This is a genomic window from Pseudomonas idahonensis (assembly GCF_037903935.1).
Taxonomy (GTDB): domain Bacteria; phylum Pseudomonadota; class Gammaproteobacteria; order Pseudomonadales; family Pseudomonadaceae; genus Aquipseudomonas; species Aquipseudomonas danubii.
The window spans coordinates 3,560,953-3,582,209 of sequence record NZ_CP149586.1 but is presented as its reverse complement, the minus strand read 5'-3'; the positions used below and the strand labels follow the sequence as shown (position 1 = coordinate 3,582,209).

The 21,257-nt window shown below is 63.3% G+C and carries 18 protein-coding genes; 6 read left to right on the top strand and 12 right to left on the bottom strand.

Annotation, left to right across the window (positions count from 1 at the left end; translation table 11 throughout):
• Positions 1 to 240: 240 nt before the first annotated feature.
• The gene (locus tag WIN67_RS16145) at positions 241 to 414 is read right to left on the bottom strand and encodes a DUF6026 family protein (RefSeq protein WP_162884050.1); all 174 of its coding nucleotides are present in this window, start codon (positions 412 to 414) and stop codon (positions 241 to 243) included.
• Between the two features lie 481 nt (positions 415 to 895).
• Here WIN67_RS16145 and gnd point away from each other — a divergent pair, with 481 nt between their 5' ends.
• Entirely contained in the window at positions 896 to 1,876 is a 981-nt protein-coding gene (gene gnd / locus WIN67_RS16140) for a phosphogluconate dehydrogenase (NAD(+)-dependent, decarboxylating) (RefSeq protein ID WP_102879231.1), read from the top strand.
• Complete coding sequence (gene zwf, locus WIN67_RS16135) at positions 1,873 to 3,390, top strand: glucose-6-phosphate dehydrogenase (protein WP_102879232.1); 1,518 nt, start codon at positions 1,873 to 1,875, stop codon at positions 3,388 to 3,390. The genes gnd and zwf overlap by 4 nt, the downstream gene beginning before the upstream one ends.
• Before the next feature lie 100 nt (positions 3,391 to 3,490).
• Here the strand turns inward: zwf and nhaB are convergent, their stop codons facing one another.
• From nhaB to paaG, 11 genes are all read right to left on the bottom strand, one after another.
• Positions 3,491 to 4,993: a sodium/proton antiporter NhaB gene (gene nhaB, locus WIN67_RS16130; protein WP_102863489.1), complete on the bottom strand. Its 1,503-nt coding sequence runs from the start codon at positions 4,991 to 4,993 to the stop codon at positions 3,491 to 3,493.
• A gap of 312 nt (positions 4,994 to 5,305) precedes the next feature.
• A complete protein-coding gene (gene paaZ, locus WIN67_RS16125) occupies positions 5,306 to 7,360 on the bottom strand; it encodes a phenylacetic acid degradation bifunctional protein PaaZ (RefSeq protein WP_339069234.1) in 2,055 nt (684 codons plus the stop codon).
• A 63-nt stretch (positions 7,361 to 7,423) separates the two neighbouring features.
• The gene (locus WIN67_RS16120; protein ID WP_339069232.1) at positions 7,424 to 9,076 is read right to left on the bottom strand and encodes a cation acetate symporter; all 1,653 of its coding nucleotides are present in this window, start codon (positions 9,074 to 9,076) and stop codon (positions 7,424 to 7,426) included.
• Positions 9,073 to 9,381 (bottom strand): DUF485 domain-containing protein, encoded by a 309-nt coding sequence (locus WIN67_RS16115; RefSeq protein ID WP_102879236.1) that lies wholly within the window; start codon positions 9,379 to 9,381, stop codon positions 9,073 to 9,075. Before WIN67_RS16115 ends, WIN67_RS16120 begins: the two co-directional genes overlap by 4 nt.
• Positions 9,382 to 9,430: 49 nt before the next feature.
• Positions 9,431 to 10,507, bottom strand: coding sequence for a 1,2-phenylacetyl-CoA epoxidase subunit PaaE (gene paaE / locus WIN67_RS16110; protein WP_339069230.1), 1,077 nt, complete (start codon positions 10,505 to 10,507; stop codon positions 9,431 to 9,433).
• A gap of 29 nt (positions 10,508 to 10,536) precedes the next feature.
• Positions 10,537 to 11,067, bottom strand: coding sequence for a 1,2-phenylacetyl-CoA epoxidase subunit PaaD (gene paaD / locus WIN67_RS16105; RefSeq protein WP_102879238.1), 531 nt, complete (start codon positions 11,065 to 11,067; stop codon positions 10,537 to 10,539).
• Positions 11,054 to 11,815, bottom strand: a complete 762-nt coding sequence (gene paaC, locus WIN67_RS16100; protein ID WP_110653204.1) for a 1,2-phenylacetyl-CoA epoxidase subunit PaaC — start codon at positions 11,813 to 11,815, stop codon at positions 11,054 to 11,056. The genes paaD and paaC overlap by 14 nt, the downstream gene beginning before the upstream one ends.
• A gap of 8 nt (positions 11,816 to 11,823) precedes the next feature.
• Positions 11,824 to 12,105 (bottom strand): 1,2-phenylacetyl-CoA epoxidase subunit PaaB, encoded by a 282-nt coding sequence (gene paaB, locus WIN67_RS16095; protein WP_110597045.1) that lies wholly within the window; start codon positions 12,103 to 12,105, stop codon positions 11,824 to 11,826.
• A 30-nt stretch (positions 12,106 to 12,135) separates the two neighbouring features.
• Positions 12,136 to 13,137, bottom strand: coding sequence for a 1,2-phenylacetyl-CoA epoxidase subunit PaaA (paaA, locus tag WIN67_RS16090; RefSeq protein ID WP_102879241.1), 1,002 nt, complete (start codon positions 13,135 to 13,137; stop codon positions 12,136 to 12,138).
• 178 nt (positions 13,138 to 13,315) lie between these two features.
• The gene (gene paaK / locus WIN67_RS16085) at positions 13,316 to 14,635 is read right to left on the bottom strand and encodes a phenylacetate--CoA ligase PaaK (protein ID WP_102879242.1); all 1,320 of its coding nucleotides are present in this window, start codon (positions 14,633 to 14,635) and stop codon (positions 13,316 to 13,318) included.
• 188 nt (positions 14,636 to 14,823) lie between these two features.
• Positions 14,824 to 15,615 (bottom strand): 2-(1,2-epoxy-1,2-dihydrophenyl)acetyl-CoA isomerase PaaG, encoded by a 792-nt coding sequence (gene paaG / locus WIN67_RS16080; RefSeq protein ID WP_102863586.1) that lies wholly within the window; start codon positions 15,613 to 15,615, stop codon positions 14,824 to 14,826.
• 448 nt (positions 15,616 to 16,063) lie between these two features.
• Between paaG and paaY the strand changes: the two genes are divergently transcribed.
• From paaY to WIN67_RS16060, 4 genes are all read left to right on the top strand, one after another.
• The gene (gene paaY / locus WIN67_RS16075) at positions 16,064 to 16,657 is read left to right on the top strand and encodes a phenylacetic acid degradation protein PaaY (RefSeq protein ID WP_102879244.1); all 594 of its coding nucleotides are present in this window, start codon (positions 16,064 to 16,066) and stop codon (positions 16,655 to 16,657) included.
• Between the two features lie 64 nt (positions 16,658 to 16,721).
• Positions 16,722 to 17,645 (top strand): phenylacetic acid degradation operon negative regulatory protein PaaX, encoded by a 924-nt coding sequence (paaX, locus tag WIN67_RS16070; RefSeq protein ID WP_102863499.1) that lies wholly within the window; start codon positions 16,722 to 16,724, stop codon positions 17,643 to 17,645.
• Between the two features lie 186 nt (positions 17,646 to 17,831).
• The gene (locus tag WIN67_RS16065; RefSeq protein WP_339069223.1) at positions 17,832 to 18,842 is read left to right on the top strand and encodes an adenylate cyclase; all 1,011 of its coding nucleotides are present in this window, start codon (positions 17,832 to 17,834) and stop codon (positions 18,840 to 18,842) included.
• 241 nt (positions 18,843 to 19,083) lie between these two features.
• Complete coding sequence (locus tag WIN67_RS16060; RefSeq protein ID WP_339069221.1) at positions 19,084 to 21,231, top strand: phosphocholine-specific phospholipase C; 2,148 nt, start codon at positions 19,084 to 19,086, stop codon at positions 21,229 to 21,231.
• Positions 21,232 to 21,257 lie beyond the last annotated feature (26 nt).

Genomic DNA, 21,257 nt, shown 5'->3' with positions numbered 1-21,257 from the left:
CCGTGATCATTGCGCGCCGGTTCAGCGCTGCGAATGAAGGCCGCCGTCTGTAACAAGACGGCCACAATGGCCGGGAGTATCGATAGGCAAGTGTGAAAAGTTCGTTAGCGCAGCGTTGGATTTTTGTCCGGCGTAGCAGGCGGCGGGATCAGGTGTGGCGGGAGATAGGTGACAGGAAAGGGAGCGGGTAGAGCGGTGAACGCAGGCCGGGCCTGCGTTCCGGGGCACAGCTGAGGTTGCTCAGGGGCGCTGCAGCGCTACGGCAGGGGCTTGTCCCTGGTTCTGCAACATCAGGCGCAATTGGGCGAGTTCCCGTTGCAGTTGATCGCGCTCGTCTTTGAGTTGGCGCAATTCGTCACGACGAATGGTCACGTAGAGAGTCTGTGCTGGTCGTGCCGGTAGTACTGTGCCCATTGCTTCACCTCGCAAATGGAGTGCCTCAACTATGCTTCGCTGGTCGCATCCCTTGCGCAAAGCACTATCGTCGGCAGCGCGAAAATGACGGTGTCAGGCAACCGTCTTGCCTTCACTCGTGACGTTTTCACGCAGCCTGAAGGCGGCAATTTTATTTCTTTTTAGCGCAATTGGAACTTTTTTATTTTTCGTGGTCGTTGTGCCTTCCTGGTGTTTTGCGTCGTTATCCCCCCAGTTTCTGAGAAACTTCGCCCCCAGTGCCGGGACTAATCTGCACGCGGTTCGCGCCGGCCGAGGGGCAAGAGATCGGGCTTGGGCGCGCTGCGTTGCGCGCAGGTGGCCGCAAAAACTGGCGTTATGTCTGAAGATTGCGCTGTCTTGGAGCGTCTCGCCTTGTATAGTTGCGCCCCTCGACGTTTGCACCCAGCCCTTTGGGCTATACATTTTTGATCTGAATTTTTTGCAGTAGGAGCATCAGCACATGCAACTGGGGATTATTGGACTGGGCCGCATGGGCGGCAACATTGCACGGCGCCTGATGCTCAATGGGCACGAGACCGTAGTCTTTGACCGCAACACCGATTTCGTCAGCACCCTGGCCGCCGAAGGCGCCAAGGGCGTCGCCGACCTGCCGGCCCTGGTGGCCGGCCTGGAAAAACCCCGCGCGGTCTGGGTCATGCTGCCCGCCGGCGCACCCACCGAAGAGACCATCGACACCCTGAGCCAGTTGCTGGAACCGGGTGATGTGATCATCGACGGTGGCAACACCTACTATAAGGACGACATCCGCCGTGCCCGGGACCTGGCGCAAAAGGGCCTGAAGTACATCGATGTCGGCACCTCCGGCGGCGTCTGGGGCCTGGAGCGCGGCTACTGCATGATGATCGGCGGCGATGCCGATGAAGTGCTGCGCCTGGACCCGCTGTTCGCCGCCCTGGCCCCCGGCCTGGGTTCGATTCCACGGACCAAGGACCGTGTTTCTGATGACGACCGTGCCGAGCGTGGCTATATCCATGCCGGTCCTGCCGGTGCCGGGCATTTCGTCAAGATGATCCACAACGGCATCGAGTACGGGATGATGCAGGCCTTCGCCGAGGGCTTTGACATTCTCAAGACCAAGTCTTCGGACATCCTGCCGGAGGATCAGCGCTTCGACCTCAATGTGGCGGACATCGCCGAAGTCTGGCGGCGCGGCAGCGTAGTGTCCTCCTGGCTGCTGGACCTGACCGCCGATGCCCTGGCCGGCGATCCGAAGCTCGACGGTTTTTCCGGTGCCGTGGCCGACAGTGGCGAAGGGCGCTGGACCATTGAAGCGGCCATGGAGCAGGCGGTGCCGGTTCCGGTGCTGTCCAACTCGTTGTTCTCCCGCTACCGCTCCCGCGGCCAGGGCACCTACGGCGACAAGCTGCTGTCGGCCATGCGCTTTGGCTTTGGCGGCCACGTGGAGACCGGTAAGAAATGACCTCTACGCGAAAGAAGTCCAAGGCGTTGCCCGCGCCGCCGACCACGCTGTTCCTGTTCGGCGCCCGCGGTGATCTGGTCAAGCGCCTGTTGACGCCGGCGCTGTACAACCTGAGCCGCGACGGTCTGCTGGATGAGGGGCTGCGGATTGTCGGCGTCGACCACAACGCGGTGAGCGACGCTGAGTTCGCCACCTTGCTGGAAGACTTCCTTCGCGATGAAGTGCTGAGCAAACAAGGCCAGGGGGCGTCCGTGGACGCCGCCGTCTGGGCCCGCCTGACCCGTGGCATCAGCTACGTCCAGGGCGACTTCCTCGACGACTCCACCTATGCCGAACTGGCGGCGCGAATTGCCGCCAGCGGCACCGGCAACGCGGTGTTCTACCTGGCCACCGCGCCGCGCTTCTTCAGTGAAGTGGTGCAGCGCCTGGGGGCTTCGGGGTTGCTTGCGGAGGGGCCGGAGGCCTTTCGCCGGGTGGTCATCGAGAAGCCCTTCGGCTCCGATCTGCAGAGCGCCGAGGCCCTCAATGCCTGCTTGCTCAAGGTCATGAGCGAGAAGCAGATCTATCGCATCGACCATTACCTGGGCAAGGAAACGGTCCAGAACATCCTGGTCAGCCGTTTTTCCAACAGCCTGTTCGAGGCGTTCTGGAACAACCATTACATCGACCACGTGCAGATCACCGCGGCGGAAACCGTCGGGGTCCAAACCCGTGGCAGCTTTTATGAACACACCGGCGCCCTGCGAGACATGGTGCCCAACCACCTGTTCCAACTCCTGGCGATGGTGGCCATGGAGCCTCCAGCGGCCTTTGGCGCCGATGCAGTGCGCGGCGAGAAGGCCAAGGTGGTGGGGGCGATCCGCCCCTGGTCCCTGGAGGAGGCGCGGGCCAACTCGGTGCGCGGCCAGTACCGCGCCGCCGAAGTGGCGGGCAAGGCCCTGGCGGGTTACCGCGAAGAAGCTAATGTCGCGCCGGACAGCAACACCGAAACCTATGTCGCGCTGAAGGTGATGATCGACAACTGGCGCTGGGTCGGGGTGCCGTTCTACCTGCGCACCGGCAAGCGCATGAGCGTGCGCGACACCGAAATCGTCATCTGCTTCAAGCCGGCACCCTACGCGCAGTTTCGCGATACCGAAGTCGATCAGCTGTCGCCGACTTACCTGCGGATTCAGATCCAGCCCAATGAAGGCATGTGGTTCGACCTGCTGGCGAAAAAGCCCGGGCCGAGCCTGGACATGGCCAATATCGAACTGGGCTTCGCCTATCGGGATTTCTTCGAAATGCAGCCGTCCACCGGCTACGAGACGCTGATCTACGACTGCCTGGTCGGTGACCAGACGCTGTTTCAGCGGGCGGACAATATCGAGAACGGTTGGCGCGCCGTGCAGCCTTTCCTCGATGCCTGGAAGCAGGACGCGAGCGTGCAGACTTACCCTGCGGGTGAGGATGGCCCGGATGCCGCTGATGAGTTGCTGGCCCGGGATGGCCGCGTCTGGCACGCCCTCGGGTGAAGGGGGGCAAGGTGCGGTCCATCGCGTTCCTGCTCAGCGATATGGACGGCACCCCGTTGCACCCGGATCAGCGCCTCAGCCCTTAAAACATCCTCCAGCGCTACAACCAGTAACTCACCGCATACCAGCCCAGCAGGCCCATCACCACGGTGTAGGGCAGGGCCATCCACACCATCCGTCCGTAGGACAGGCGCACCAGCGGCGCAATCGCCGAGGTCAGCAGAAACAGGAAGGCGGCCTGGCCATTGGGCGTGGCGACGCTGGGCAGGTTGGTGCCGGTGTTGATGGCGATCGCCAGGGTCTCGAAGTGTTCGCGACTCATCTGCCCGGAAACAAAGGCCTGTTTCACCTCGGTGATGTAGATGGTGGCGACGAACACGTTGTCGCTGATGGCCGACAGCAGGCCATTGGCAATGAACAGCATGCCTGGCTGCTGGTCCGCCGGTAGCGCCAGCACCCACTGGATCAGCGGCACGAACAGCTGTTGCTGGTGAATCACCGCCACCACGGCAAAAAACACCACCAGCAGGGCGGTGAAGGGCATGGCGTCCTTGAAGGCGTTGCCCAGGCGGTGCTCGTCGGTAATCCCGGTGAAGGCGGTGATCAGCACAATCACCAGCAGGCCGATCAGCCCGACTTCCGCGACGTGCAGGGCCAGGCCGACAATCAGGATCAGCGCCGCCAGCCCCTGGACCAGCAACGCCGCCCGCTGCCGTGCGGTGCGCTGGGCGTCGTCTTCGGCCGCGTAGTTGGCCAGTACCTTGCGCACGTTGTCCGGCAGCAGCGTGCCGTAGCCGAACCAGCGCAGTTTTTCCAGGAGTACGCAGGTCACCAGTCCGGCGGCCAGCACCGGCAGTGAAACCGGCGCCACCTTGAGGAAGAACTCGGCGAAGTGCCAGCCCATCTCATGGCCGATCAGCAGGTTCTGTGGTTCGCCCACCAGGGTGCATACGCCTCCCAGCGCCGTGCCCACGGCACCGTGCATCAACAGGCTGCGCAGAAAGGCGCGGAACTGCTCCAGGTCGTCGTGGTGCAGGGTTGGCAGATGCTGATCGTCGCCATAGCCGCTGTCCTGGCGCGGGTCATTGCCGGAGGCCACCCGGTGGTACACCGAGTAGAAGCCCACCGCGGCGCTGATGATCACCGCGGTCACGGTCAGGGCGTCGAGAAAGGCCGAGAGGAAGGCCGACAGAAAGCAGAACAGCAGCCCCAAAAGCGCCTTGGAGCGCACCCCCAGCAGCAGCCGGGAGAACAGGAACAGCAGCAGTTCTTTCATGAAGTAGATGCCGGCCACCATGAACATCAGCAGCAGGATCACCGGGAAATTGTGCACCAGCTCGTCGTACAGCGCCTGGGGCGTGGCCATGCCCAGCAATAGCGCTTGCACCAACAGCAGGCCACCGGGCATCAAGGGGTAGCACTTGAGGGCCATGGCCAGGGTGAAGATGAACTCGATCACCAGGCACCAGCCCGCTGCGGCCGGGCTGACCGCGAAGAACAGCAGCGGATTGAGCAGCAGGAACGCGACAATGCTTGCCTTGTACCAGCGGGGTGAGTGGCCGAGAAAATTGTGCGCGAACGCCTGGGCCATTGAGCCGGACATGGGCTGCTCCTAATAGTGAGAAGCGCGCAACTTGCCGCAAGCCGGATTGAGAATCAAGAACCCATGAAATCTTTTGCCACAATCTGCCCCACCCAAGCATCCGCACAAGCGCCGGCACCCACTTGCAGGAGCCAGCTGGCTGGCGAAGGCGTTCTCAAGGACGACAGCGTCGTGAGTGCCATTCGCCGGCAAGCCAGCTCCTGCAGCGGGTGGTGTTGCGGCCAGTTCTTGTAGGAGCCAGCTTGCTGGCGAAGGCGTTCTCAAGGGCGACAGCGTCGTGAGGGCCATTTGCTCGCAAGCCGGCTCCTACGCTCAGGGGGTGCGCTTGGCAACCAGGGTCAGGATGTCGTAGCTGGCCACCAGCTCACCCAGTTGATTGGTCACTTCCACGTCCCAGGCCACCACCCCCTGCGGCGTGCCCTGGGGGCTCTGTTTACCCTGGTCGATCTTGCGCTTGCAGGTCAGCCGCGCCTGCAGGGTGTCGCCAATGCCCACCGGGCTGATGAAGCGCAGGCTGTCCAGGCCATAGTTGGCCAGCACCGGGCCCGGCGCCGGGGACACGAACAGCCCGGCCGCCGCCGAGAGCACGAAGTAGCCGTGGGCAATACGCTTGCCGAATTGGGAGTCCTTGGCGGCGATCTCGTCGAAGTGCATATAGAAGTGGTCCCCGGACAGGCAGCCGAAGTTCACCAGATCGGCCTCGGTCACGGTGCGGCGGTGGGTCAGCAGGGACTCGCCGATCTGCAGGTCCTGGAAGTGCCGGCGGAACGGGTGGACCTCGGTTTCGATGACCTTGGCGCCGCGCACGTATTCACCGGTCACTGCCGCCAGCATGCTCGGCGAGCCCTGGACAGCCGCCCGCTGCAGGTAGTGCTTGACCGCCCGCAGGCCGCCCAGCTCTTCACCGCCACCGGCGCGACCGGGGCCTCCGTGCTTGAGTTGCGGCAGTGGCGAGCCGTGGCCGGTGGATTCGCCGGCGCACTCGCGGTCCAGCACCAGCAGCCGGCCATGCCAGGCCGCGGCCCGAGGAATGACCTGGGCGGCGATGCCCGGGTCCTTGGTCACCAGGCTGGCCACCAGGCTGCCCTTGCCGCGAGCGGCCAGTTCCAGGGCCTGGTCCAGGTCGTCGTAGGCCATCAAGGTGCTGACCGGGCCAAAGGCCTCGATGTCGTGGGCGCCTCCCTGGGCCAGGGGATCACGGGACAGCAGCAGGGTCGGGGCAAAGAATGCGCCCTGGCTGACGTTGTCGCCCCGGGGCTCGAAGCCGTCCCGGGCGCCGAACAACAGATCGCTGCTGTGCAGCAGGCTTTCCAGGCGTTCGGCCACGTCCCGCTGTTGCTCATGGGAGGCCAGAGGGCCCATGCGTACGCCTTCCACCGACGGATCGCCGACCACCACCTTCGACAGGCGCTCGCGCAAGCCCGTGGCCACGGCGTCCAGCTGTTTGGCCGGAACGATGGCGCGGCGGATAGCGGTGCATTTCTGACCGGCCTTGACCGTCATTTCCCGCACCACTTCCTTGATGAACAGCTCGAATTCCGGGTCGTCCGGGGTCACGTCCGGCGCCAGGATCGCGCAGTTCAGCGAGTCGGCTTCGGCATTGAAGGGCACCGAGTGGCCGATCAGGTTGGGGTTGGATCGCAGTTTGCCGGCGGTGACGGCGGAACCGGTGAACGTCACCAGGTCCTGGCCTTGCAGGCGATCCAGCAGGTCGCCGGTGCCGCCGATCACCAGTTGCAGGCTGCCTTCGGGCAGCAAGCCGGATTCATGCATCAGGCGCACGGCGGCCTCGGTCAGGTAGCTGGTAGCGCTGGCGGGCTTGACGATGCACGGCATGCCGGCGAGGAAGCAGGGGGCGAACTTCTCCAGCATGCCCCAGATGGGAAAGTTGAACGCATTGATGTGCACCGCCACGCCGCCGCGGGGCACCAGGATATGGGTGCCGGCAAAGCTGCCGAGCTTGCTCAGGGATTGCGCCGGGCCTTCGTGCAGCAGGTTGCCCGAGGGCAGCTCGCGGGCGCCGAGTCCGGCGTAGCTGAACAAGGTGCTGTTGCCGCCTTCGATGTCGATCCAGCTGTCGGCCCGGGTCGCGCCGCTGTGGTGGGACAGGGCGTACAGCTGTTCCTTGCGTTCGCCAAGGTACAGCGCCAGGGCCTTGAGGCGCTGGGCCCGCTGCTGGAAATCCAGGGCCAGCAGGGCCCGGGCGCCGTTCACGCGTCCATGTTGCAGGGCCTCGGCAAAGTCCAGGGGCTCTTCATGGGTGCGCGCCACTTCATGGCCGTCGATGGCGCTGCGCAGGGCCTGGGCCGGGTGCTGGCCGATCCAGCGGCCGCCGATAAAGCTTTGCAGGGTAGGAGACTGTGGCATGGGAGAAAGGCTCCGAAGGGTCAATTGAGGGCCGGCGCAGCGTGCTGGGCGCCGGGAGGCAACTCAGGGATGGCTGGCGCCGGAGGCGCCGATGCCGGTCATGGAACGGATGAACTGCGCCAGGTAGCGGCCGCGCTCCAGCTCGGCCCGGGGCGAGCGGTCGCTGACGGACAAGGCCCAGGCGGTGAAGAACGCCAGGCTCATGGAGAACAGCGCCGGGTTGGCGTAGGGAAACAACGCCTGGGGGTGGTGCAGCACATTGACCCAGACCGCCGGGCTGAGGATCAGCAGGACAATCGCCGAGATCAGCCCGGCCAGGCTGCCGCCCACCGCGCCCCGGGTGGTCAGGCCTTTCCAGAACATGGAAAGAAACAGCACCGGGAAATTCACCGACGCGGCAATCGCCAGTACCAGTCCCGAGAGAAAGGCGATGTTCTGCGATTCGAACAACAGCCCCAGGAGCACCGCCAGGACGCCGATGCACAGGGTGGCGATCTTCGAGACGCGCATTTCCTGCTGGGTGCTGGCCTGGCCTTTGCGCATCACGCAGGCATACAGGTCGTGGGACACCGCCGAGGCGCCGGACAGCGCCAGCCCGGCGACCACCGCGAGAATGGTGGCGAAGGCCACGGCCGAGATGAAACCCAGGAACAGGTTGCCGCCCACCGCCTGGGCCAGATGCACCGCGATCATGTTGGCGCCGCCGATGATGGCGCCGCTGGCGTCGCGATACTCGGGCTCGGTGCCGACCATGACGATCGCGCCGAAGCCGACCACGATCAGCAACAGATAGAAGTAGCCGATGAAACCAGTGGCATAGAGCACGCTCTTGCGCGCTTCCCGCGCGTCGCTGACGGTGAAGAAACGCATGAGGATATGGGGCAGCCCGGCGGTGCCGAACATCATTCCCAGGCCCAGGGAAATGGCATCGATGGGGTTCGACAGCAGCCCGCCGGGGGCCATGATCGCGCTGCCTTTGGCGTGTACCGCACTGGCTCGGGCGAACAGCGCCTCGGTGCTGAAGCCAAAATGCTTGAGCACCATGAAGGCCATGAAACTGGTGCCCGACAGCAGCATCACCGCCTTGATGATCTGCACCCAGGTGGTGGCCAGCATGCCGCCGAAGGTCACGTAGCAGACCATCAGCAGGCCCACCAGCATCACCGCGTGGAGGTAGCTGAGGCCGAACAGCAGTTCGATCAGCTTGCCGGCGCCGACCATCTGCGCCACCAGGTACATCAGGGCCACGGTCAGGGTGCCGAACGCCGAGGTCAGGCGCACCGGGGTCTGGGCCAGGCGATAGGAGACCACGTCGGCGAAGGTGTAGGTGCCCAGGTTGCGCAAGCGTTCGGCGATCAGAAACAGGATGATCGGCCAGCCGGCCAGAACCCCCAGGGCGTACAGCAGGCCGTCGTAGCCATTGAGGAACATCATCGCCGAGATGCCGAGGAAGGACGCCGCGGAGATCATGTCACCGGCAATCGCCAGGCCGTTCTGCAGGCCGCTCATGCCGCCGCCGGCGGTGTAGAAGTCCTTGGCCGAGCGGGTACGCAGGGCGGCCCAGCGGGTGATCCCCAGGGTCAGTAGGACGAACACCAGGAACATGCCGATGGCGTTCCAGTTCAGCGCGCGGGCGCTGTCGTCGGCGGCCAGGGCCAGGGCCAGGTCCGAGGCCAGCAGGCAGGGCAGCAGGATGACTCCTGCACCGCGCTTCATGACCGGTACTCGCGCTTGAGTTTGTCGTTCAGCGGGTCCAGCAGTTGGTTGGCTCGGTAAACGTAGAAGCCGGTCAGGGCGAAGGCCAGGACGATCATCGCCACCCCCACTGGCATGCCGACGCTGGTGGCCCCGCCGGACAGCGACTGGCCCAGCAGGCCGGGGTGAAAGGCCACCAGCAGGACGAAGCCGTAGTAGGCCAGGAGCATGATCAGGGTCAGTGACCAGTAGAGTCGCTGTTTGCGCCGCACCAGCTGGATAAAGTCCGGGTGGCAGGTGATGCGGTCTATCTCTTGTGGGCTCATGAGGTTTTCTCTGTTGTTCTTGTTATGGGCACGCGCACTACCGGTTCGCTCAGAGCTGGTCGAAGTCCAGCACCACCTTGTCGCTGACCGGGAACGACTGGCAGGCAAGGACGTAACCGGCCGCCACTTCGTAATCTTCCAGGGCGTGGTTGCTGTCCATTTCCACCTCACCTTCGACGACCTTGCATTTGCAGGTGGAGCAGACCCCGGCCTTGCACGAATAGGGCAGTTCGGCGCCTTGGGCGTTGCCGGCATCTAGCAGGCTCAGGCTGTTGCGCGGCAGGTCGAAGGCCAGGGCCCGGCCATCGCTGATCACAGTGATCTGGCTGACCTGCGGGTCCTGGGCGCGGGCGGCTTCCCGGGCCTGGCGCTTCTGGCTGTCACCGGCGGCGTGGAACAGTTCGAAGTGGATGCGCTCGGCGCCCATGCCGGCGGCCTTGAGGCTGTCGCGCACGGTTTCGGTCATGGCCTGGGGGCCGCAGATGAAGGCCGCGTCCAGTTTCTGGACGTCGAGCCAGCGGGAAAACAGTTGCTGGCATTTGTCCTGGGTGATGCGGCCGTTATAGAGGTCGATGTCCTGCTGTTCACGACTGAACACGAACACCAGGTTCAGGCGCTGCAGATAAAGGTTCTTCAGGTCCTCCAGCTGTTCGCGAAACAGTGCCGAGGCACTGGAACGGTTGCCGTAGAGCAGGGTGAAGCGGCTGAGCGGCTCGCCTTCCAGGGTGCTCTTGATGATCGACAGGATCGGCGTGATGCCGCTGCCTGCGGCCACCGCCAGGTAGTGGCCGTGACGCGCCGGATCAAGCTCGACATGGAAGCGGCCTGCGGGGGGCATGACGTCCAGCGACTGGCCGGGTTTGAGCTGTTCGTTGGCAAACGCCGAAAAGCGCCCGCCGACGACGCGCTTCACCGCGATGCGCAGTTCGCCGTCATTGACGCCGCTGCAGATGGAATAGGAGCGCCGCACTTGCTCGCCCTCAAGCTCGGTGCGCAGCACCAGGTGCTGGCCCTGGGTGAAGTGAAACTGCGCCTGCAGGTGCCGGGGAATCTCGAAGGCGATGGACACCGCGTCGCGGGTTTCGCTGCGCACGTCCTTGATGGTCAAGCGGTGGAACTGGCTCATGATGGTTCTCCTCTGAGGCGGCGAGCGGCTCAGATGCACTTGAAATAGTCGAAGGGTTCCAGGCAGTCGCGGCAGCGGTACAGGGCCTTGCAAGCGGTGGAGCCGAACTCGCTGAGGCGTTCGCTGTGGGCGCTGCCGCATTGCGGGCAGAGCACCTGGGGCGCGTCCCCCAGCAGGCTGCGCTTGCTGCTGCCCGAGGGCGGCGCGATGCCATAGGCCCGCAGGCGCTGGCGACCGCGCTCGGTGATCCAGTCGGTGGTCCAGGCCGGGGTCAGCTGGCGTATCAGCCGCGGGGCCTGGAAACCGGCCTGTTCCAGGGCCTGGCGGATATCGCTCTCGATCACTTCGGTGGCCGGGCAGCCGGAGTAGGTCGGCGTGACCGCCACCTGCAGATGGCCGGCCTGCCAGCCCAGGTCGCGCACGATACCCAGGTCGAGCACGCTGACCACTGGCACCTCTGGGTCCATGACCTGATCCAGGGTGCTCCAGGCCAGCTCCAGATCGCCTTGTTGCAGCGCGCGCGCACCCTGGTCGCTGCCGATCAATTCACCAGACCGCATCGGGATAGGCCCTCGGCAGGAATTGCATCTGGGCCAGCAGCGGGCCCAGGTGCTCGGTGTGCAGGCCCTGGCGCGCATCCAGGTAGAAGTGGCTCGGGGCTTCGGGCACGGGCAGGGTGGCCCGGGCGAACAGGGTTTCGACGCAGGCGCGCCAGGCGTCGGCCACCTGGGCCGGATCGGCCCACAGGCCGGCCCGGTGCAGTTCGATTTCAGCGGCGTGTTGGTCGATCAGCTCGCCAGTGAAGCGCCACAGCCGCGGGATCGCCTGGAGCATGCGCTGGTGGCTTTCCTCGGTGCCGTCTCCCAGGCGCTCGACCCATTCGCTGGAGCGGCGCAGGTGGTAGGTGACTTCCTTGAGCGCTTTGGCGGCGATGCCGGCCATCCGTTCATCCGTTGATTGGCTCAGGCCCTTGAGGGTTTCCAGGTGCCAGGCGTCGTAGAAAAACTGCTTGAGCAGGGTCACCGCGAAATCGCCATTGGGCTGCTCCACCAGCAACAGGTTGCGGTAAGCCCGCTCGTCCCGGCGGAAGGCCAGGTGATCGGCGTCGCGCCCATCGGCCAGCAGTTCGGCGGCATAGTCCAGCCAGTTGCGGGCCTGGCCCACCAGATCGAGGCCGACATTCATCAGCGCCAGTTCTTCTTCCAGGGCCGGGGCCCGGCCGCACCATTCGCACAGGCGCTGGCCCTGGATCAGGGCGCTGTCGCCGAGGCGCAACAGGTGGTTGATCAGATCGTTTGCAGGGTTCATGGCCGGCCTCACATGTGTCCGACTTCAGGGGGCAGCTGGTAGAAGCTGGCGTGGCGGTAGACCTTGTCGTCAGCAGGATCGAACAGCGGGTCCTTGTCATCCGGGGAGGAGGCGACAATCTGCGCCGAGGGCACCACCCACAGGCTGACGCCTTCGCTGCGTCGGGTGTACAGGTCCCGGGCGTTGTTCATGGCCATGGCGTCGTCGGCGGCATGCACGCTGCCCACATGTTTGTGATTGAGGCCGTGCTTGCTGCGCACGAAGACTTCGTAAAGGGTCCATTCAGACATGGCATTGACTCCGGATCAGGCTGGGCGCGCTCAGGCGGCGTTCTTGTTGGCTTTCTTCTGGGCTTTCTTCTGGGCGTGGGCCACGGCGGCGGCCCGGACCCAGGCACCGTCGTCGATGGCTTGGCGGCGAGTCTCCAGGCGCTCCTGGTTGCACGGGCCGTTGCCCTTGAGCACCTCGTAGAATTCCTGCCACTGGATTTCGCCGAAGTCGTAATGACCGCGCTCGGCGTTCCACTTCAGCTCCGGGTCGGGGCAGGTGCAGCCCAGCAGTTCCAGCTGCGGGATGGTCTGGTCGATGAAGCGCTGGCGCAGTTCGTCGTTGCTCTGGCGCTTGATCTTCCAGGCCATGGACTGGGCACTGTTGGGGGAGTGTTCGTCGCTGGGGCCGAACATCATCAGCGCTGGCCACCAGAGGCGGTTGATGGCGTCCTGGACCATTTCCCGCTGTGCCGGGTTGCCCTCGCGCATCATGGTCAGGAGGATTTCGTAGCCCTGGCGCTGGTGGAAGCTCTCTTCCTTGCAGATGCGCACCATGGCCCGGGAGTAGGGGCCATAGGAGGTGCGTTGCAGCACTACCTGATTGACGATGGCGGCACCGTCCACCAGCCAGCCCACGGCGCCCATGTCGGCCCAGTTCAGGGTCGGGTAGTTGAAGATGCTCGAATACTTGGCTCGGCCGCTGTGGAGCTTGGCGATTTCCTCGTCGCGATCGGCGCCGAGGGTTTCCATGGCGCTGTACAGGTACAGGCCGTGGCCGGCTTCGTCCTGGATCTTGGCCATCAGTTGCAGCTTGCGCTTGAGGGTCGGGGCGCGGGTGACCCAGTTGCCTTCGGGCAACATGCCGACGATTTCCGAATGGGCGTGCTGGGAAATCTGCCGGATCAGGGTCTGGCGGTAGGCATCGGGCATCCAGTTCTTGGCCTCGATCTTGATTTCCCCGTCGATTTTTTCCTGGAAGGTGCGCTCCTGCTCGGACATTTCTGCCAGCGGCTTGATGCGCTTGATCCCCGTCTCTACCAGCTGTGCGTACATGAGTGTCTCCCGGGTTGCAGGTGTGGGTGAGGCTGTGAATGTTTATATGTGATACACAAATAAATATCAAACATAAAATAACGTGTCATGTTTTGTTTCTGTATCGCTTTGCCTCGCGGCTTGAATGGCGGGCGAAAAAAAGCCCCGTCATGGCGGGGCTCCAGTGCTTGCGTCAACGCTATTTGCGGCGGTCGACCACTCGGCAGGCCTTGCCTTCCGAACGCTTGATGCTGAAGGGGGGCTGTAAAACGATACGTGAGCTGATGCCGATATGGGTCTTTATGTGGCGACTGAGCTCGCTGCAGATGGCCCTTTGCTGTTCATCCCCCAGTTGCTGATGCTCGCTCTTGAGCTCGACGTGAATGTCGACGCTGTCGAGGTTGCCGTGGCGATACAGATGGATCTCGTAACAGGGGGCCAGGTGCACGGCTTTGAGCACTTGCTCCTCCACCTGGGTGGGAAACACATTGACCCCGCGAATGATCAGCATGTCGTCGCTGCGCCCGGTGATCTTGTCGATGCGCCGCATGGGCCGCGCAGTCCCCGGCAGCAGGCGGGTCAGATCGCGGGTGCGGTAACGGATCATCGGCAGTGCCTCCTTGCTCAGGGAGGTGAGCACCAGCTCGCCCATTTCGCCATCGGGCAGCACCTGAGCGGTCAGCGGGTCGATGATTTCGGGGTAGAAATGATCCTCCCAGAGGGTCGGGCCGTCGCGGGTCTCGGCGCATTCCATGGCCACTCCCGGACCGATGATCTCCGACAGCCCGTAGATATCCAGGGCGCGGATGCCCAGGCGCTGCTCGATGGCGCTGCGCAGTTCGTCGGTCCAGGGTTCGGCGCCGAAGATTCCCAGGCGCAGGGCCAGCTTGTGGGGATCGAGGCCCTGGCGTTCGATCTCGTCGGCGATATTGAGCATGTAGGACGGCGTGACCATGATGATGTCCGGCTGGAAATCCTTGATCAGTTGCACCTGCTTCTCGGTCTGGCCGCCGGACATGGGAATCACGGTGCACCCCAGGCGTTCGGCACCGTAGTGTGCCCCCAGGCCGCCGGTGAACAGGCCGTAGCCATAGGAAACATGCACCTTGTCGCCGGGCCGGCCGCCGGCCGCGCGGATCGACCGGGCCACCACCTGGGCCCAGGTATCGATGTCGTTGCGGGTATAGCCCACCACCGTGGGCTTGCCGGTGGTGCCGCTGGAGGCATGCAGGCGCACCACCTCCTGCATGGGTACCGCGAACATGCCGTAGGGGTAGTTGTCCCGCAGGTCGGACTTGGTGGTGAAGGGCAGTTGGGCAAGGTCCTCCAGGCGCTGGATGTCCTGGGGGTGCACGCCCAGGGCGTCGAAGCGCTGGCGATACAGGGGGACATTGGCGTAGGCGTGGTTCAGGCTCCAGCGCAGGCGCTCCAGCTGATGCTGGCGCAAGTGGTCGATGCTGGCGGTTTCCATCGGGTCCAGCGGCGCTTCGGGCACGGTTCTGGCTATCGGCATATTCATGGTGTCACTCGTATTGTTGTTGTCGTTCAACCCGTCACTGCGGGTTCTGAGTGCATGACCCGCAAGAGGCACGAAGGGCTTGCGGGGAGTTCTGCAGGCGCGGGTTGGCGCCTCTGGAGGATCAGGGTGGTGCCCATGCCCCGGCACCCACTGCGGCAGTCTCTGCGCTACGACGCAGCGGGGCCATGTCAGCGCCCCTTGAACACAGGAGGGCGCTTGTCCATGAAGGCGCTGACGCCTTCTCGATAGTCTTCGCTGCGTCCCGCCAGGCGTTGCAGGTCGCGCTCCAGCTCCAGTTGCTGGTCGAAGCTGTTGTGCAGGCTGGCATTCAGGCTGCGCTTGATCAGCGCCAGGCCATAGGTGGGTTGAGTCGCCAGGTGTCGGGCCAGGCTCAGGGCTTCATCGCGCAGCAAGGCGTCGTCCACGCACTGGTAGATCAGTCCCCATTGCTCGGCCTGTTCGGCGCTCAGGCGGTTGCCGAGCAGGGCCAGGGCCTTGGCCCGGGCCATGCCCACCAGCCGTGGCAGCAGCCAGGTGCCGCCGGAATCGGGAATCAGCCCGAGTTTGCAGAAGGCCTGGATAAAGCTCGCGGAGCGCGCTGCCAGTACCAGGTCGCAGGCCAGGGGCAGGTTGGCGCCGGCGCCGGCGGCCACGCCATTGACCGCACAGATCACCGGCAATGGCAGGTCGCGCAGTTCGCGCACCAGCGGGTTGTAGAACTGTTCGATGGATTCCCCCAGGTCAGGCGCTGCATCGCCGGGGGCGACGTCGCGCTCGCCAAGGTCCTGCCCCGCGCAGAAGCCGCGGCCTTCGCCGGTCAGGAGCAGGACCCGCACCTCGGGGTTGTTGCGCACGTGCTTGAGGGCCGCCTGCACCTCGCCATGCATCTGTGGGTTGAAACTGTTGAGTTGTTCAGGACGGTTGAGGCTGAGGAGGGCGACGCCCTCGCTGATGGAGAACAGGATGGTGGCAAAGTTCATGGTCGGGTGTTGAGGCATGGCGGATGTCCTCGGAGTGATGCGGCCGGTTGCCGGCTCGATTGTCGGGTCGGCCCGGGAGCCGGTTTTCGCCGAGTATATCGCTAATGTGATACATAAAATCAAGATCAATAGATTGTTAATGTGTCCTATCTTTCGGCTTCAGCTGCGTTCTATTCGGGGCGGCAGGTCGATGGGATGCTGCCTTGGGCCGGTAATTGAGGCCGTATCCTTTATGCTTTGCGGGTTGTGGCGCCTGTGGCGAGCCAGGCCTGTGTCTTGGAGAACGGTTGTGTACCGAGAATGACCTGATACAAAATGCCGTCCGCGTTGTATCGGTATCCTGGATTGGGTGGCGTCGTGCATTCTCGGCGTTGTATTCGCGGGCAAGTGCAGCGCCCCCCAGCCGCTCCAACAACAGCAGTTTCTGCTGATCAGAGAGGGAAGCAGCATGACGTGCTACAGCCTTGATGGCTTGATTCCGGTGGTCGATCCCAGTGCCTATGTGCACCCTTCGGCGGTGCTGATCGGCGATGTGATAGTCGGCCCCCATTGCTATGTCGGCCCCCTGGCCAGCCTGCGGGGGGATTTTGGCCGGATTGTCCTCGAAGAGGGGGCCAATCTGCAGGACACCTGTGTGATGCATGGTTTCCCCGATAGCGACACGGTGGTGGAGCGCAATGGCCATGTCGGCCATGGCGCAGTGTTGCACGGTTGCCGGATTGGCGCCGACGCGCTGGTGGGCATGAATGCGGTGGTGATGGACAACGCCTTCATTGCGCCGCGTTCCTTCGTTTCGGCGGCGGCGCTGGTCAAGGCCGGTTTCGAATGCGCGCCGCAATCGCTGGTGATGGGCGCGCCGGCGCGGGTCACGCGTCAGTTGAGCGACGAGGAAGTGGCCTGGAAGCTGGCCGGCACTCGGGAGTACCAGCACTTGACCCGTCGCTGCCTGGAGCAGATGCAAGTCTGTGAGCCGCTGTCTCGGGTCGAGGACGACCGGCCGCGAATCGCCGACGGCGGCTTTCGTCCCAAGGCCGGCCAATGAACACCCCGGGCCGCTGCGACGGCCTGAAACCGGCTATATTCCTTCCTTTTTTTCCGGTACGCCCATGTCGTCCCTAGCGCCACTGAACCATCTGATCAAACGCTTTCAGGAGCAGACCCCGATCCGCGCCAGTTCGCTGATCATCACCCTGTACGGCGATGCCATCGAACCCCATGGCGGCACCGTCTGGCTGGGCAGCCTGATTCAACTGCTGGAGCCCATGGGGATCAACGAGCGGCTGATCCGCACTTCGATCTTCCGCCTGAGCAAGGAGGGGTGGCTGACTGCCGAAAAGGTCGGGCGCCGCAGTTACTACAGCCTGACCCTGGCCGGTCGCCGGCGATTCGACAAGGCGTTCAAGCGGGTCTACAGCGCCGGTGTGCCGGCCTGGGATGGTTCCTGGAGCCTGGTAATGCTCGGACAACTGCAACCGGAGTTGCGCAAGCAAGTGCGTGAAGAGTTGGAGTGGCAAGGGTTTGCCGCGATGTCGCCGCTGATGCTGGCGTGCCCGCGCAGCGATCGCGCCGATATCAATGCCACCTTGCTGGAGCTTGGCGCCCAGGACGACACCATTGTCTTTGCCACTGCACCCGAGGACGTGCTCGGCTCCAGAGCCCTGCGCCAGCAGGTGCGCGAGAGCTGGAACATTGACGAACTGGCAGCCCATTACAGTGAATTCATCCAACTGTTTCGCCCCCTTTGGCAGGCCCTGCGCGAGCAGGAGCAGTTGCAACCATCCGACTGTTTCCTGGCTCGCCTGCTGCTGATTCATGAGTACCGCAAGCTGTTGCTGCGCGACCCGCAGTTGCCGGACGAACTGCTTCCCGGCGATTGGGAGGGTCGTGCTGCGCGCCAGCTGTGTCGCAACATCTATCGCTTGATCCAGGCCAAGGCCGAGGAGTGGCTGGCCACGGCTCTGGAGAGCGCTGATGGTCCGCTACCGGATGTGGGGGAAAGCTTTTATCGGCGCTTCGGTGGGCTGCTCTAGTTTGAATAAGGATTGACCTTGGAATTTGTCTTGTTCTAGGGTCGCCAGAGTCCGCTGGGCAACTAAGGTTGAGTGTTTCAGGCTTGTTGCAGTGAGATGAAGTTCAGGTGATTGGCAGTAGTGAGTGCACGGCCAGGAGGGAGTATCCGGTCTTGCAGGGAAAGCAGGCAGATAAAGGAACTATCAATGAGATCGATACGCAAGGTGGCAGTGCAACTATGTTTGGCTGGAGTCTTAGTTGCTTTTGGGAGTCTGGCCGGTGCCTCGCAACTTGTTCCGGCGCTGGGGCTGGCCAATGATCAATATGCCAAGTCTCCAGGGCCCTACAAGGTCACTACCAATGCGGTCTTGAGTGACTGTCGCGGTCTGTTGGGTGTATTGGCGAGGATCATGCTGCTGGACAACAGCGTTCAATGCAATTCGTCCTTTCCCTATGGGTTTGCCAGTCCGGTTTCCACCAGTGTTTATTATCCGAGCAATATAAGGAATCTGGACAAGTTGCCGGTGGTCAACTTTGTTGGCGGCATCCTTTCCAATCAGGGGCAATACACCGATTTGATGAGGCTGTGGGCGAGTTACGGCTTTATCGTGATCATCTCCTTCGACTTCATCAACACCGCGCCCACCATGCATGTCCTGGGTGCCCTTGAGCTGAGCAAGCTCAACCAGGACCCAACCTCACCGTTGTTCGGCAAGGTCGATCTGTCTCGCACGATAGTGGCGGGGCATTCCGCTGGCGGCGGGGCGTCGATCCTCTCGTCGAGCCTGCTGCCTGGCACCTTGCAGGGCATCGATCCACAGCTGCGCTACATCGGCTCGCTGCCCATCGAACCCGGGCCCATAGGCCTGGGCTCCACCGTCAAGACCCCGACCCTGGTGCTTACCGGGGCCGCGGATGTGGTGGTGCCGGCCTGGGCCTGGCCGCGGCTCTGGCAGGGCGGGTTGATCAAGGCGGTGCCGGGATGGAGTGCCACGGCCCATAACGCCACCCATTTCAGTCCGGTGCGCAGTGTCCGGGAAAACGAGTTCGCCGGTATTACAACGGCCTGGATTCTATATCTGGGCAAGAATGATCCGGGGGCCAAGGAGTACTTTGTCGGTCCGAACTACAAACTCGCGCGGGACCCGCAGTTTATCCGGCTGGCGTTCAATCCGTTGCGGGTTCAACGCAATGAAGTGGCGGACAATCTTCAGTAAGGCGACGGGTCGATATTGTTTCTGGACCTGGCGATTGATGAAAAGTTTGCAGGCTCGGGTGTTTTCTTCATAAAACATTCTTTTGCAAACTTGAAAACATGGTCAATTTGCGAAGTCGCAGGTCTGGGCAATATCGGCTTGATGCAATTGCAATGGCAATGTCACTGCCTTGTTATTTGAAATGAATACTTTTGCTTGCAGCGTCATATATCGCGCTGCAACCACAAGGATTCAAAGACCCATGCCCAGTCTTTCACGCAGGAAGCTATTGCAAGCGGCCGCTATCGGTTCATTCTTTTCATCCTTGCCCCTGGCTATTCGCCAAGCCCTGGCCATACCGGCGAATAACCGTACGGGGACGATCAAGGATGTCGAACACGTAGTGATCCTGATGCAGGAAAATCGCTCTTTCGATCATTACTTCGGTACTTTTCCCGGGGTACGGGGCTTCAGCGACCGCTTTACCATTCCATTGCCCGGTCAGCGCACGGTCTGGGAGCAACAGGGTAAGGGCCGGCTGGTGATGCCCTATCACCTGGACAGCAGCAAAGGCAACGCCCAGCGCGTCAGTGGCACGCCTCATTCATGGGTGGATGCCCATTTGGCCTGGGACAACGGCCGCATGAGCGCCTGGCCGACCCACAAGACAGCGACGTCCATGGGCTATTACCGTGAGCAGGAGCTGCCATTCCAGTTCGCCCTGGCCAACACCTTCACCCTGTGCGACGCCTATCACTGTTCGGTACACGCCGGGACCAACCCCAATCGGTTGTTTCTCTGGACCGGCAGCAACGGCCCGAGCGCGGCAAAGGTCGCTGCGGTGGTCAACGAATGGGATGGCCCGGGTGCGGTAAACGTCGGCTACAGCTGGAAGACCTATCCCGAACGCCTGGAAGAGCAGGGTGTCAGTTGGAAGGTCTACCAGCACCTGCCGGACAATTTCGGCGACAACCCCCTGGCCGGCTTCCGTCAGTACCGCGCCGCCAGCGTACAGGTGGGCAATCCGGCCCAACCGCCCAAGGACTTCAATGCCTTTGTGCCTTACAGCGATGCCTTGAACGCCGTCGCTGCGCTGTACAAGGGCAATGGCAATACCTTGCCGGCCAGCAGCGGCAGCAATCTGGAGGCGATCATTGGTGGATTTCGCAATGACGTGCAGGCCGGCAAGTTGCCCCAGGTCAGCTGGATTGTGGCGCCGGCCGCCTATTCCGAGCATCCCGGCCCATCGAGTCCGGTCCAGGGCGGCTGGTTCACCCAGGAGATTCTCCTGGCGTTGACTCGCAATCCCGAGGTCTGGAGCAAGACCGTGCTGTTGCTGACCTACGATGAAAACGATGGCTTCTTCGATCATATGCCGTCGCCGTCGGCACCTTCCCAGCGTCAGGATGGCAGCTTTGCCGGCAAGTCCACGCTGGGTTTCGACAGCGAACTGTTCAAGCATCCGGCGCCACCCGGTTCGACCCAGCAACCGCTGCCCGATGGCGGCGTGTATGGCCCCGGGCCGCGGGTGCCGATGCTGGTGCTGTCTCCCTGGAGCCGGGGAGGCTGGGTCAATTCCCAGGTGTTCGATCACACCTCGGTGCTGCAATTTCTCGAAAAACGCTTTGGCGTGCGCGAGCCCAATATCAGTGCATGGCGGCGGGCGGTATGTGGCGACCTGACGTCGGCGTTGAATTTCGTCGACCCCAACCATGAGCCATTGCCGGCGCTGCAGACCACCACCCGGCAGGCCGCCGACGCTTTGCGCCAGCGCCAGGAGAAGCTGCTCCAGGTGCCGCTACCCTTGGCCAGCCAGCAGTTGCCACCGCACCAGCCGCGGCTGGCCCGACCTTCACGGGCACTGCCTTATCGTCTGCATGTCGACAGCCAGGTGGACCCCAAGGCCAAGACCCTGTCCCTGAGCCTGCAGAACACAGGCGAGCAGGGCGCGGTGTTCCATGTCTACGACGGCCTGCACCTGAGCGATATCCCGCGGCGCTACACGGTGGAGGCCGGTAAGGCGCTGCAGGACAGCTGGCCAGTGGTGGAGCGCTACCAGCTGTGGGTATTGGGACCCAATGGCTTCCACCGCAGCTTTAGCGGCCAACTGCAACAGCTCCAGCCTGAGCTGTTGGTGACGTCCAGCAATAACCAACTGCAGTTCACCCTGAGCAATCCGGGGACGCGTGGGGTATCGGTCACTATCGATCGCTGCCCTTATACCCAACAGGGGCCATGGACCCTGGTCGTGCCTGGGGGGGCAGAGGTGCGCCAGGTTTTCGCCTGTGAGTCCAGCGGTGGCTGGTATGACTTGACCCTGCGCAGTGACGCAGGCTGGTTGCGCAGGGTAGCCGGACGACTGGAAACCGGGGCACACAGTATCAGTGACCCGCTGATGGGGCGGCCCTGAGAGGGCATTGATGAAGCAAAAGGGAC